General features: G+C 61.6%; 10 protein-coding genes. 6 read left to right on the forward strand and 4 right to left on the reverse strand.

Annotation, left to right across the window (positions count from 1 at the left end; genetic code table 11):
* The first annotated feature begins 17 nt into the window (after nt 1-17).
* The 6 genes from pcaH to pcaC all read left to right on the forward strand — a co-directional run bounded on the left by pcaH (nt 18) and on the right by pcaC (nt 5,464).
* The gene (pcaH, locus tag D8U70_RS19000) at nt 18-722 is read left to right on the forward strand and encodes a protocatechuate 3,4-dioxygenase subunit beta (RefSeq protein ID WP_076566301.1); all 705 of its coding nucleotides are present in this window, start codon (nt 18-20) and stop codon (nt 720-722) included.
* A gap of 1 nt (nt 723) precedes the next feature.
* A complete protein-coding gene (gene pcaG / locus D8U70_RS19005; RefSeq protein ID WP_095180561.1) occupies nt 724-1,290 on the forward strand; it encodes a protocatechuate 3,4-dioxygenase subunit alpha in 567 nt (188 codons plus the stop codon).
* Nucleotides 1,291-1,552: 262 nt separating this feature from the next.
* Entirely contained in the window at nt 1,553-2,848 is a 1,296-nt protein-coding gene (locus D8U70_RS19010) for an MFS family transporter (protein ID WP_041478914.1), read from the forward strand.
* Nucleotides 2,849-2,893: 45 nt separating this feature from the next.
* Nucleotides 2,894-4,258 carry a 3-carboxy-cis,cis-muconate cycloisomerase gene (locus D8U70_RS19015; RefSeq protein WP_130929507.1) on the forward strand — a complete coding sequence of 455 codons (1,365 nt, stop codon included), beginning with the start codon at nt 2,894-2,896 and terminating at the stop codon, nt 4,256-4,258.
* A gap of 11 nt (nt 4,259-4,269) precedes the next feature.
* Nucleotides 4,270-5,061, forward strand: a complete 792-nt coding sequence (pcaD, locus tag D8U70_RS19020; RefSeq protein WP_016771335.1) for a 3-oxoadipate enol-lactonase — start codon at nt 4,270-4,272, stop codon at nt 5,059-5,061.
* A 10-nt stretch (nt 5,062-5,071) separates the two neighbouring features.
* Entirely contained in the window at nt 5,072-5,464 is a 393-nt protein-coding gene (pcaC, locus tag D8U70_RS19025) for a 4-carboxymuconolactone decarboxylase (RefSeq protein WP_024011942.1), read from the forward strand.
* A 132-nt stretch (nt 5,465-5,596) separates the two neighbouring features.
* Here pcaC and D8U70_RS19030 read toward each other — a convergent pair whose 3' ends face one another.
* From D8U70_RS19030 to emhB, 4 genes are all read right to left on the reverse strand, one after another.
* Nucleotides 5,597-6,397 carry a methyltransferase domain-containing protein gene (locus tag D8U70_RS19030; protein WP_130929508.1) on the reverse strand — a complete coding sequence of 267 codons (801 nt, stop codon included), beginning with the start codon at nt 6,395-6,397 and terminating at the stop codon, nt 5,597-5,599.
* Between the two features lie 292 nt (nt 6,398-6,689).
* Complete coding sequence (locus tag D8U70_RS19035) at nt 6,690-7,949, reverse strand: OprD family porin (protein ID WP_122602149.1); 1,260 nt, start codon at nt 7,947-7,949, stop codon at nt 6,690-6,692.
* A gap of 378 nt (nt 7,950-8,327) precedes the next feature.
* Nucleotides 8,328-9,788 carry an efflux RND transporter outer membrane subunit EmhC gene (gene emhC, locus D8U70_RS19040; RefSeq protein WP_016771333.1) on the reverse strand — a complete coding sequence of 487 codons (1,461 nt, stop codon included), beginning with the start codon at nt 9,786-9,788 and terminating at the stop codon, nt 8,328-8,330.
* The gene (gene emhB, locus D8U70_RS19045) at nt 9,785-12,949 is read right to left on the reverse strand and encodes an efflux RND transporter permease subunit EmhB (protein ID WP_024011946.1); all 3,165 of its coding nucleotides are present in this window, start codon (nt 12,947-12,949) and stop codon (nt 9,785-9,787) included. The genes emhC and emhB overlap by 4 nt, the downstream gene beginning before the upstream one ends.
* Nucleotides 12,950-12,952 lie beyond the last annotated feature (3 nt).

A 12,952-nucleotide genomic window follows, 5' to 3' on the forward strand; every position in this document is an offset into this window, starting at 1 on the left:
GAACTGAGGAAAGCGAAATGACTGACAAGCCTGGTTACCGTCGCCCACAGGCAGGCACTCAGCCTGACTACCTGCACCCGACGTATCAATCCACCAACCTGCGCTCGCCGTCCAAGCCGTTGGTGCACCTGCCGCACTCGCTGTCGGAAATCACCGGGCCGACCATCGGCGCCGAACACGTTGCCGAGAAGGACAATGACCTGACCGCCCAGCACGACGGCGAGCCGTTGGGCGAGCGCATCATCATTCACGGCCGCGTGCTCGACGAAGACGGCCTGCCGGTGCCGGGGATTCTGGTGGAGATCTGGCAGGCCAACGCCGCCGGCCGCTACAACCATGCCCGCGACCTGCACGACGCGCCGCTGGACCCGAACTTTACCGGCACCGGCCGCACCGTCACCGATGCCGATGGCTGGTACCAGTTCCAGACCATCAAGCCCGGCGCCTATCCGTGGGGCAACCACCACAACGCCTGGCGCCCGGCGCATATCCATTTTTCGCTGTTCGGGCCGAGCATCCTTACGCGTCTGGTCACGCAGATGTACTTTCCCGGCGACCCGCTGCTGGCGTATGACCCGATCTACAACTGCGTGCCGGACACGTCGGCCAAGGAACGCCTGATCGCTGCTTTCGATCTGGAAAAAACCATTCCGTCCTACGCCCTCGGTTACCGCTGGGACATCGTGCTGCGCGGCCGTGAAGCCACGCCGATGGAGAAATAAGATGACGCTCTATGCGACCACGTCCCACACCGTCGGGCCGTATTACCACATCGGCCTGACCTGGCTGAACCGCGAAACCCTGGCCAACGAGCTGACCCTCGGCGAGCGCGTGGCAATCACCGGCCAAGTGGTGGACGGCAATGGCGATGTCGTCAACGACGCCATGCTCGAAGTCTGGCAGGCCAACGCCGCCGGCAAGTACGACCACCCGGAAGATCAGCAGGACAAGCCACTCGACCCGAATTTTGAAGGTTTCGGTCGGGTGCCGGTCGACGCCGAAGGGCGCTTCCGTTTCACCACGATCAAACCGGGCTCTGTGCCGGGGTTGAAAGGCTCGACCCAGGCGCCGCATCTGGTGGTGCTGGTGTTTGCTCGTGGTCTGGTCAAGCATTTGCTGACGCGGATTTATTTTGAAGGCGAACCGGCGAACGTTGCTGACCCGTTGCTCGAGTGCGTGCCGGCGGAGCGTCGCCAGACGTTGCTGGCCAAGGCGGATGCGTCGGGTGTGTACCAGTGGAATGTAGTTCTGCAGGGCACCGATGCCGAGACGGTGTTCTTCGATTATTGAGAGAACACCCCAAATCCCCTGCAGGACAGAGTCCCTGTGGTGAGGGGATTTATCCCCGCTGGGCTGCGAAGCAGCCCCAAAAACCAGTCGGCGCGGTATTCAGATGAACCGCGTGTATCTGATTTGCGAGTGCTTCGCACTCGAGCGGGGATAAATCCCCTCGCCACAAAGGCTGATCCAGACGTGGGTGATGATCCGATGCGGAACGGGACTGTTGCAAAGTATGTCTAGACTGTGACTGTCCCTATCGAGTGAAAAAACAATGACAACCACCACCTCCCACTACACCGGCGAAGAGCGCAGTAAGCGCATCTTTGCCATCGTCGGCGCTTCCTCCGGCAATCTAGTCGAGTGGTTCGACTTCTACGTCTACGCCTTCTGCGCGATCTATTTCGCCCCGGCGTTTTTCCCCTCCGATAACCCCACCGTGCAACTGGTCAACACCGCTGGCGTGTTCGCTGCCGGGTTCCTGATGCGGCCGATTGGTGGCTGGATTTTCGGCCGCGTTGCCGACAAGCACGGGCGCAAGAACTCGATGCTCATCTCGATTCTGATGATGTGCTTCGGCTCGCTGCTGATTGCCTGCCTGCCGACCTACAAGGACATCGGCGTCTGGGCGCCAGTGCTGTTGCTGTTCGCGCGTTTGCTGCAAGGTCTGTCGGTGGGCGGCGAGTACGGCACCACCGCGACTTACATGAGCGAAGTCGCGCTCAAGGGCCAGCGCGGATTCTTCGCCTCGTTCCAGTACGTGACGCTGATTGGCGGGCAATTGCTGGCGGTGTCGCTGGTGGTGGTGCTGCAACAGTTCCTCACTGAAGAAGATCTGCGTGCCTACGGCTGGCGGATTCCATTCGTGGTCGGTGCGGTGGCGGCGCTGATTTCGCTGTTCCTGCGTCGTTCGCTGAAGGAAACCACCAATAAGGAAACCCGTGCGCACAAAGACGCCGGCAGCATCACTGCACTGTTTCGCGATCACAAAGCGGCGTTCATCACCGTCCTCGGTTACACCGCCGGCGGCTCGCTGATTTTCTACACCTTCACCACCTACATGCAGAAATACCTGGTGAACACCGCCGGCATGCACGCCAAGACCGCCAGCTACATCATGACCGGTGCGCTGTTCCTGTATATGTGCATGCAGCCGTTGTTCGGCATGCTCGCCGACAAGATCGGCCGACGTAACTCGATGCTCTGGTTCGGCGCCCTCGGCACGCTGTTCACCGTGCCGATTCTGCTCAGCCTGAAAAGCATCAGCAGCCCGTTCCTCGCCTTCGTGCTGATCACCCTGGCGCTGGCGATTGTCAGCTTCTACACCTCGATCAGCGGTCTGGTAAAAGCCGAGATGTTCCCGCCGGAAGTGCGCGCCCTCGGTGTCGGCCTGGCTTACGCGGTGGCCAATGCAATCTTCGGCGGCTCGGCAGAGTTTGTGGCCCTGAGCCTCAAGGCCGGCGGCATGGAAAACGCCTTCTACTGGTACGTCACGGCGATGATGGCGGTGGCTTTCCTGTTCAGCCTGCGTTTGCCCAAGCAGGCGAAGTATTTGCACCACGATCTGTAAACCCATGTGCGCGGGCTGCGAGGCCCGCGCCGGCAAGGACTGTTTATGACTCAGCGACCGGGCAATCAATTGTTCGATGCCTACTTCACCGCCCACGATATGCGCGAAGTGTTCTGCGATCAGGGCCGGGTGCAGGCGATGCTCGATTTCGAAGCGGCGCTGGCCCGGGCCGAGGCGCGGGTCGGGCTGATTCCTTCATCGGCCGTGGCACCGATTGCCGCAGCGTGCGAGGCGGGCCTGTATGACTTTGCGGCGCTGGGCGAGGCGATTGCTACGGCCGGCAATTCAGCGATTCCGCTGGTCAAGGCCTTGGGCAAGCAGATCGCCTCGAGCGATGCCGAAGCCGAGCGCTATGTCCATCTGGGCGCGACCAGTCAGGACGTGATGGATTCCGGGCTGGTCCTGCAATTGCGCCAGGCGCTGACGCTGATCGAAAACCAACTGGCACAACTGGCCGACTCGCTCGCCACTCAGGCACAACGTTTCGCTACCACGCCACTGGCCGGGCGCACCTGGCTGCAACATGCCACGCCAGTGACCCTCGGTATGAAAATCGCTGGATGGCTCGGCGCCGTCACGCGCAGCCGTCAGCGTCTGCAACAACTGAAAACGCGTCTGCTGGTGCTGCAATTCGGTGGCGCCTCCGGCACGCTCGCGGCGCTGGGGGCACAGGCGTTGCCGATCGCCAAAGCATTGGCCGAAGAGCTGCAACTGACCCTGCCCGAGCAACCGTGGCACACCCAGCGTGATCGCATCGTTGAATTCGGCGCCGTGCTTGGCCTGATCGCCGGCAGCCTCGGCAAATTCGGCCGCGACATCAGCCTGTTGATGCAGACCGAAGCAGCGGAGGTTTTTGAGCCTGCGGCACCGGGCAAGGGTGGGTCGTCGACCATGCCGCACAAGCGCAACCCGGTTGGCGCGGCGGTGCTGATCGGCGCGGCCACGCGGGTGCCGGGGCTGGTGTCGACACTGTTCAGCGCGATGCCGCAGGAGCACGAACGCAGCCTCGGTTTGTGGCATGCCGAATGGGAAACCCTGCCGGAAATCTGCTGCCTGGTGTCCGGTTCGCTGCAACAGGCGCGCTTGCTGGCCGACGGTCTGGAAGTCGACGCGGCGCGCATGGCCCGCAACCTCGAATTGACCCAAGGCCTGGTGCTGGCCGAAGCGGTGAGCATCGTCCTCGCCCGACGCGTCGGCCGCGACACCGCGCATCATCTGCTCGAACAATGCTGCAAACGCGCCGTGGCCGAGCAACGCCATTTGCGTGCGGTGCTCGCTGACGAGCCGCAAGTCACCGCCGAACTCAGTGGCGCTGAACTCGATGATCTTCTGAACCCCGCGCATTACCTCGGCCAGGCGCAAGTCTGGGTCGAGCGCGCGGTGGCTGAACACAACGCTTTGACTGTCTGAAGGAGAGGGCTGTGGCTTTCGTTCAACTCGCCGATGGCGAACTGCACTATGAAATTGAGGGCCCGGCGGAGGCGCCGGTGCTGGTGCTGTCCAACTCGCTGGGCACCGACCTGCACATGTGGGACGCGCAGATGCCGGCGTTCACCGAGCATTTCCGCGTGCTGCGTTTCGACACGCGCGGCCATGGGCAATCGCTGGTCACCGAGGGGCCGTACAGCATCGAACAACTCGGTCGCGACGTGCTCGGTCTGCTCGATGCGCTGCATATCGAGCGCGCGCATTTCTGCGGGCTGTCGATGGGCGGGCTGATCGGTCAGTGGCTGGGGATCAACGCCGGGCATCGTCTGCACAAACTGATCGTGTGCAACACGGCGGCGAAAATCGGCGATCCGTCGGTATGGAATCCACGCATCGAAACCGTATTGCGCGACGGCCCGGCGGCGATGGTCGCACTGCGTGATGCCTCGATTGCGCGCTGGTTCACCCCGGACTTTTCCGCAGCGCATCCCGAGGCGGCGAAGAAGATTACCGACATGCTTGCCGCAACCAATCCACAAGGCTATGCGGCCAACTGCGCGGCCGTGCGCGATGCCGATTTCCGTGAACAACTGGCTTCGATCAACGTGCCGTTGCTGGTGATTGCCGGCAGCGAAGATGCGGTGACGCCGCCGTCCGGCGGGCACTTCATCCGCGACCACGTGCGCGGTGCCGAGTACGCCGAGTTCCATGCGGCGCATTTGTCCAACGTGCAGGCCGGCGCCGCTTTCAGCGACCGTGTGCTGGCGTTTTTGCAGGCTCAGTGAGGAAGAATTTGTGGACGAGAAACAACGTTACGACGAAGGCATGCAAGTACGCCGCGCGGTGCTGGGCGATGCCCACGTCGATCGCAGCCTGACCACGCTGACCGAGTTCAACTCGGAATTCCAGGAGATGATCACCCGCCACGCCTGGGGCGACATCTGGACCCGCCCGGGCCTGCCCCGCCATACCCGCAGCCTGATCACCATCGCCATGCTGATCGGCATGAACCGCGAGGGCGAACTGAAACTGCACCTGCGCGCGGCGGCCAACAACGGCGTGAGCCGTGGCGAGATCAAGGAAGTGATCATGCAGAGCGCGATCTACTGCGGCATCCCGGCGGCGAATGCGACGTTTCATTTGGCGGAGTCGGTGTGGGATGAGCTAGGAGTCGAATCCCGGGATTGATGGCGCCCGAAATTACGCCTTCGCGAGCAAGCTCGCTCCCACATTGGAGTTGTGTCGATCACAAAACAAATGTGGGAGCGAGCTTGCTCGCGAAAGCGGCAGACGCCGTGATGTGTTAATCAGCACATGCACTCAAACCCTGGCGACAATGAATATCCGCTTGAACGCAAACAACGTATGCCCATCCTCCTCTTGCGGATAATGCTCATGCACCCGCATCAGGTAGTGATAGATAAACCGCGCCTGCTGCGCTGAATCCAGCGCCTGCATCACTGGCCTTAACGCCGAGACCTTGACCCAGTCATACACCGGCGATTTGCCGTCGACCACTTGCAGTTGTTCGGTCTCCCAAATGTCCAGCGACGCGGTCATTGGCGCGAGCAGACGGTAGTAGTCCTCCAGCGTCAGTAGCGGCCGCGCGGCCATGCGCCGGCGCAGTTCCGGCGTGCCCAATGGTGCGCCCCCGGGGCCGGCGTCCTCCAACGTTTGCAGCATCAACCGATACCACAACGCATCGCGCCAATCCGGCATGTGCGCTGCGAGGCAGCCGCCAGGATTCAAATAGCCGAGCAGGCGCGGCAGCAAGGTTTCGTGGTCATCGAGAAAATGCAGCACAGCGGCGGCGAACAGCAGATCCGCCGGTTGCTCAGGCTGCCAGTCCAGCAGATCAGATTGTTTCCACAAGGCCTTGATCGGCAGGCTTCGGGCCTCGTTGAGCATCTGCGCCGAGCTGTCGATGCCCTGCAATCGCGCACGCGGCCAACGCTTGGCCAGCAACTGCGTAGCGATGCCGGTGCCGCAGCCCAGATCGTAAATGCGTTGGGGGTTTTGCAGTTCGATACGGTCGAGCAATTCGTTGACCGGACGTTGTCTGAGACGGGAAAACTGTTGGTACGCCTTGGCGTCCCAATCGGTGGTGCGGCGCGTGATCATGAGGTGATCCTCCGGTGATCAAATGGTGTCTTCCGATGACAACCTGGTGCACAGCTGGAGACCGACTACGAAACGGAAGCGTGAAGGGGTGGAGCAGCTGAGTCCTTCAGGTTTGCTCACTGTAACTGTCGCCCGCAAAAGCGCTACATGGCCTGACCAATGGCATGCATCTGTGACGGGAATCAAATGTGGGAGCGAGCCTGCTCGCGAAGGCCATTTCACATTCGACAGAGATGTCGACTGAAGCAGCGCTTTCGCGAGCAGGCTCACTCCCACAGTGGAGCATGGTTGGTTACAGCAGGCTGATCGGGTAGCTGACAATCAAACGATTCTCATCGAACTCGTTGTTGCTGAAGTCGCGGCGCATGGTCGAATTGCGCCATCTGACGTTCAAATCCTTCAAAGTGCCGCTCTGCACCGTGTAACCGAGTTCCGATTCGCGACCCCATTCCTTGCCGTCGGTGATCGTCCCGGTGTGCACGTTGTCGCCGCTGATGTAGCGGTTCATCAGGGTCAGGCCGGGGATGCCCATGGCGGCGAAGTTGTAGTCGTGGCGCAGCTGCCAGGAGCGTTCCTGAGCGTTGTCATAACTGGCGTTGTAGCTGTCGTTGGCCAAGGTGCCGCCGCTGGTGCCGTTGACGCGCATCCAGGCGCTGTCGCCGGTCAGTTTCTGCAGGCCGAGGTAGAACGTGTTGCCGCCGTACTTGGCCGAAAACATGCCGTACCAGGTCTTGTTGTCCAGGTCGCCGGCACGCGCGCTGCCATCTTCCTTGCCGTAGAAAAAGCCGAGGTTGGCGCCCAGCGTCCAGTCGCCGAGCGGCTGACTGTGCAGCACATTGAGGTACTGCTGGCTGTAGATGTCCTTGAGTTGCGCGTTCCACAGGCCGATCTGTGTGCGCTTGTCGTTGAACAGGTATTCGCCGCCCTGGAAGTTGAAACGATCAGAGGTGAACGCGGCTTTGCCGGTCATCGACATGTCGCTCATGCTGCTGTCGTCGCGCGGGCTGTTGGCGCGGAACTGGCCGCCATAGAGGGTCAGGCCGGCGATTTCCTTGGAGGTGATCTGGCCGCCACGGAAGGTTTGCGGCAGCGAGCGACCGTCGTCCGAACGCAGAATCGGCAATACCGGCATCCACTCGCCGACCTTCACCTCGGTCTGGGACAGTTTGGCTTTGAAAGCGACGTTGGTGCGACCGAAGTTGTCCGCCGGGCGGCCGTCATGGTCCAGCGGCAACAACTGCGTGCCGCCCGTGCCTTTACCGCCATCGAGCTTGATCGAATACAGCCCGAGTACGTCCATGCCGAAACCGACCGTGCCTTGGGTAAAGCCGGATTTGGCGTCGAGGATGAAACTCTGCGTCCACTCTTCAGCCTTGCCTTGGGCCTTGGTCGGGTTGGTGAAGTTGCGGTTGATATAGAAGTTGCGCAGGTTGAGGTTGACCTTGGCGCCTTCAACGAAGCCGCCTTCTTCGGCGCTGGCTGGCAGGGCCAGACCGGCGATGGCCAGGGCGATCACAGCGGGCAATGTGTAGGGCACAGGGAAAACTGTCATGGACTTGGGTCTCTCTTGTTTTTTTAGGGCGAACGGGTGCGCTGCGGCCGGTTTTCGGGGTGCAGACTTGGAAAGTATTCAGGGGTGAAACGATGGCAATCAGCCGGACGGGGCAGGGCGCGGGAGCATGGTGTCGAACCTGTTGTTATTGGTTTTGTGGAGCGAATGGTGCGGGGGGCGGATGTTGGGATTCAATTGGGAAAAGCGGGTTTTGGGCGATTATCGAACAGCATTGAAGATCAAAAGATCGCAGCCTTCGGCAGCTCCTACAGGGCAACGCATTTCAAATGTAGGAGCTGCCGAAGGCTGCGATCTTTTGATTCTCAGGCAACAAAAAGCCCACCAATCGGTGGGCTCCTTGTATTCAGCCGATGATGATCAGAACAGCTTCATCTTCGGCGCTTCTTCTTTCAGCGCTTCGTTCTGCGCGGTCTGCGCATTCCAGCCACCGCCCAGGGCCTTGTACAGGTTGACCGCACTGGTCAGCTGCGCGAGGCGGTCGGTGATCAGCGCTTGTTGCGCGCTGAACAACTGACGCTGGGCATCGAGGAAGGTCAGGTTGCTGTCGACGCCGATGCGGTAGCGACGTTCGGCCAGGCGGTAGTAATCCTGGTTGGCCTGAACGAAGTCACGCTGCGCTTGCAGCTGCTCGGTGTAGGTCTGGCGGGCGGCGAGGCCGTCGGCGACTTCCTGGAAGGCCGTTTGAATCGACTTCTCGTAGTTCGCCACGCCAATGTCCTTCTGGATCTTGGCGTAGTCGAGGCTGGCGCGCAGGCTGCCGGCGTTGAAGATCGGCAGGTTGATCTGCGGCTGGAACAGCCACGTCCCCGAGCCACCCTTGAACAGACCGGACAGATCCGGGCTCAGGCTGCCCGCGTTGGCGGTCAGGCTGATGCTCGGGAAGAACGCTGCACGGGCCGCACCGATGTTGGCGTTGGCCGCCTTCAGGTTGTACTCGGCCTGGAGGATGTCCGGACGACGTTGCAGCAGGTCCGAAGGCAGACCGGCCGGCACGTCGCTGAGCAGATCATCGGACAGCGGTTTGGCCGTTTGCAGGTTGGCCGGAATACCGGTGCCGAGCAGCAGGGTCAGGCTGTTTTCGTCCTGTGCGACCTGGCGGGTATAGCGCGCCAGTTGTGCCCGGGCGTTTTCCACGGAAGTGCGCGACTGCGCCAGATCCAGCGCCGAAGCCACACCGACTTCGTTGCTGCGGCTGGTCAGCTTGTAGCTTTCTTCGAAGGCACCGAGGGTGTCCTGCGTCAGCTTGAGCAGTTCCTTGTCCGCCTGCCAGGTCAGGTAGGCATTGGCGACGTTGGCGACCAGACTGATCTGCGTACTGCGGCGTGCTTCTTCAGTAGCGAAGTACTGTTGCAACGCTTGTTCGCTCAGGCTGCGCACCCGACCGAACAGGTCGAGTTCGTAGGCGCTGACGCCGACGGTGGCGGAATACGAACTGCTGATCATCGACTCGCCGGTCTGCGAGGCACGGGCCGGCAGACGCTGGCGGCTGCCGGCGGCATTGGCCGACACCGCCGGGAACAGGTCGGCGCGCTGGATGCGGTACTGCGCCGCGTAAGCGTCGATGTTCAGCGCCGCGACACGCAGGTCACGGTTGTTTTCCAGGGCGACCTGGATCAGCTGTTGCAGGGCCGGGTCATGGAAAAACTGCTTCCAGCCTTGTTCGGCAGCGGCTTGCGCCGGAGCCTGGGCCGGCGAGTACGCCGGCCCCTGCGGGTACTGGCCTGCGACCGGAGCCTCAGGCTGCTGATAGTCAGGTATCAGCGAGCAACCGCTCAGCACGAAGGCGGCGACTGCGATGGAGAGTAGCGACTTGCTCATTGGCCAGCCTCTTTAGGAGTTTCAGTAGTCTCATCCGCGTCGGTCTTTTTGCGCTGACCGATGGACGACACAGTAACGAAGAACAGTGGGACCCAGAAGATCGCCAGGATCGTGGCCGTGAGCATACCGCCAATCACGCCGGTACCGATCGCGTGCTGACTGCCTGAACCGGCGCCGGTGGAGATCGCCAGCGGTACCACACCGAGGACGAAGGCCAGCGAGGTCATGATGATCGGGCGCAGACGCATCCGGCAGGCTTCGATTGCCGCTTCACGCAGGCTGCGTCCCTGTTCATGCAGTTCCTTGGCGAATTCGACGATCAGAATGGCGTTTTTAGCCGCCAGACCGATGGTCGTCAACAAGCCCACCTGGAAGTACACGTCGTTGGACAGACCGCGCAGGCTGGTAGCCATCAGTGCACCGATGATCCCCAGCGGTACCACGAGCATGACCGCGATCGGAATCGACCAGCTTTCATACAGCGCCGCCAGACACAGGAACACCATCAGCAGCGACAGGGCGTACAGCGCTGGCGCTTGCGAGCCGGACAGACGTTCCTCGTAGGACAGACCGGTCCAGGAGATACCGACACCGGACGGCAGCTTCTTGGCAATCGCTTCGACTTCAGCCATCGCTTCACCGGTGGAGTAGCCCGGCGCCGGAGCCCCGAGGACCTCGACCGCTTCCACACCGTTGTAGCGCGCCAGCTTCGGCGAACCGTAGACCCACTCGCCCTTGGCGAACGCCGAGAACGGAACCATGGTGCCTTCGGCGTTACGCACGTACCACTTCTTCAGGTCTTCGGGGCTCATGCGCGAGTCCGGTTGGCCCTGCACGTAGACTTTCTTCACCCGACCACGGTCGATGAAGTCGTTGACGTAGCTACTGCCCAGCGCGATCGACAGGGTGTTGTTGATGTCGCTGATGGTGATGCCGAGGGCACTGGCCTTCTCGTCGTCGATTTCCAGCTGGAACTGCGGCTCATCGTTCAGGCCGTTCGGACGCACCTGGGTCAGCACCTTGCTTTGCGCCGCCATGCCGAGGAACTGGTTGCGCGCTTCCATCAGTTTTTCGTGACCGATACCGGCGCGGTCCTGCAGGAACACGTCGAAACCTGTGGCGTTACCCAATTCCAGAACCGCTGGCGGGGCGAAGGCAAACACCATCGCGTCGCGGAAGCTGAAGAAGTGTTGCTGGGCACGCGCAGCGAGGTTGAACACGCTGTTGTCGGCGTTACGTTCGCCCCACGGCTTGAGCATGATGAACGCCATACCCGAGCTCTGCCCACGGCCGGCGAAGTTGAAGCCGGTCACGGTGAACACCGAAGCCACCGCGTCCGCCTCACCGCCGTCCTTGTTCGGACGCAGCAGGTACTCACGCATTTCGTCCACGACCACTTGCGTACGCTGGGCACTGGAACCGGCCGGGGTCTGCACCTGAGCGAACAGAACGCCCTGGTCTTCTTCCGGGAGGAACGCGGTCGGGATGCGGGTGAACAGCCAGATCATGCCCACCACGATCAGCAGATACGCCAGCAGATACGGCGCCTTGCGGGTCAGCATGTTGCCGACGCCGCGCTCGTAGCTGCGTACGCCACGGTCGAAATTGCGGTTGAACCAGCCGAAGAAACCTTTCTTCGGGGTGCCGTGCTCGCCTTTCGGAATCGGCTTGAGCATGGTTGCGCAAAGCGCCGGGGTGAAGATCAGGGCAACCAGTACCGACAGGGCCATGGCCGACACGATGGTGATCGAGAACTGCTTGTAGATCACACCCGTGGAACCACTGAAGAACGCCATCGGCAGCAGTACCGCCGAGAGCACGAGGGCGATACCGACCAGTGCGCCCTGGATCTGGCCCATGGACTTCTTCGTCGCTTCCTTCGGTGACAAGCCTTCTTCGCTCATCACCCGCTCGACGTTTTCCACCACGACGATGGCGTCGTCCACCAGCAGACCGATGGCCAGCACCATGCCGAACATGGTCAGGGTGTTGATGCTGAAACCGGCGGCGGCGAGGATGCCGAATGTACCGAGCAGTACCACTGGCACGGTCATCGTGGTGATGACGGTGGCGCGGAAGTTCTGCAGGAACAGGAACATCACCAGGAACACCAGCGCGATCGCTTCGACCAGGGTGTGCACCACGCCTTTGATCGACTCGGTCACCACCGGGGTGGTGTCGTACGGGAACACCACTTCCATGCCTTGCGGGAAGAACGGCTTGAGGCTGTCGATGGTGTTGCGCAGCGCTTTGGCGGTATCGAGGGCGTTGGCGCCGTTGGCCAGTTTCACCGCCAGACCGGACGCCGGGCTGCCGTTGAACTGGGCACTGATCGCGTAGTTCTCGCCGCCGAGGCCGACTTCAGCCACGTCTTTGAGGCGAACCTGCGAACCGTCCTTGTTGACCTTGAGCAGGATTTCCTTGAACTGCTCAGCAGTCTGCAGACGGGTCTTGCCGATGATCGTCGCGTTCAGTTGCTGGCCCTGCACGGCAGGCAAGCCACCGAGCTGACCGGACGACACCTGGACGTTCTGCGCAGCAATGGCGTTCTTCACGTCGACCGGGGTCAGGTTGAAGTTGTTCAACTTGGCCGGGTCGAGCCAGATGCGCATCGCGTACTGCGCACCGAAGACCTGGAAGTCACCGACACCGGCGGTCCGCGAGATCGGGTCCTGCATGTTCGACACGATGTAGTTGGACAGGTCGTCCTTGGTCATGCTGCCGTCACGCGACACCACGCCGATCACCAGCAGGAAGTTCTTCACTGCCTTGGTCACGCGGATACCCTGCTGCTGCACTTCTTGCGGCAGCAGCGGGGTGGCCAGGTTCAGCTTGTTCTGGACCTGGACCTGCGCGGTGTCGGAGTTGGTGCCTTGCTCGAAGGTCGCGGTGATGGTCATGCTGCCGTCGGAGTTACTTTCCGAAGACACATAACGCAGGTTGTCGATACCGTTGAGCTGTTGCTCGATGACCTGCACCACGGTGTCCTGCACGGTTTGTGCGGACGCGCCCGGGTAGGTCACCTGGATCGCAATGGCCGGTGGCGCAATGCTCGGGTATTGGTTGATCGGCAATTTCAGGATCGAAAGTGCCCCGACCAGCATGATCACCAGGGCGATTACCCAGGCGAAAATCGGACGGTCGATGAAGAATTTTGACATGGG

Source organism: Pseudomonas sp. Sample_20 (genome assembly GCF_004307585.1).
In the GTDB taxonomy this organism is placed as follows: Bacteria; Pseudomonadota; Gammaproteobacteria; order Pseudomonadales; family Pseudomonadaceae; genus Aquipseudomonas; species Aquipseudomonas atacamensis.

Excerpts from the sequence above, each read along its gene's own strand:
- pcaH (WP_076566301.1), top strand. The coding sequence starts at position 18 with ATGACTGACAAGCCTGGTTACCGTCGCCCACAGGCAGGCACTCAGCCT.
- pcaG (WP_095180561.1), top strand. The coding sequence starts at position 724 with ATGACGCTCTATGCGACCACGTCCCACACCGTCGGGCCGTATTACCAC.
- D8U70_RS19010 (WP_041478914.1), top strand. The coding sequence starts at position 1,553 with ATGACAACCACCACCTCCCACTACACCGGCGAAGAGCGCAGTAAGCGC.
- D8U70_RS19015 (WP_130929507.1), top strand. The coding sequence starts at position 2,894 with ATGACTCAGCGACCGGGCAATCAATTGTTCGATGCCTACTTCACCGCC.
- D8U70_RS19030 (WP_130929508.1), bottom strand. The coding sequence starts at position 6,397 with ATGATCACGCGCCGCACCACCGATTGGGACGCCAAGGCGTACCAACAG.
- D8U70_RS19035 (WP_122602149.1), bottom strand. The coding sequence starts at position 7,949 with ATGACAGTTTTCCCTGTGCCCTACACATTGCCCGCTGTGATCGCCCTG.
- emhC (WP_016771333.1), bottom strand. The coding sequence starts at position 9,788 with ATGAGCAAGTCGCTACTCTCCATCGCAGTCGCCGCCTTCGTGCTGAGC.
- emhB (WP_024011946.1), bottom strand. The coding sequence starts at position 12,949 with ATGTCAAAATTCTTCATCGACCGTCCGATTTTCGCCTGGGTAATCGCC.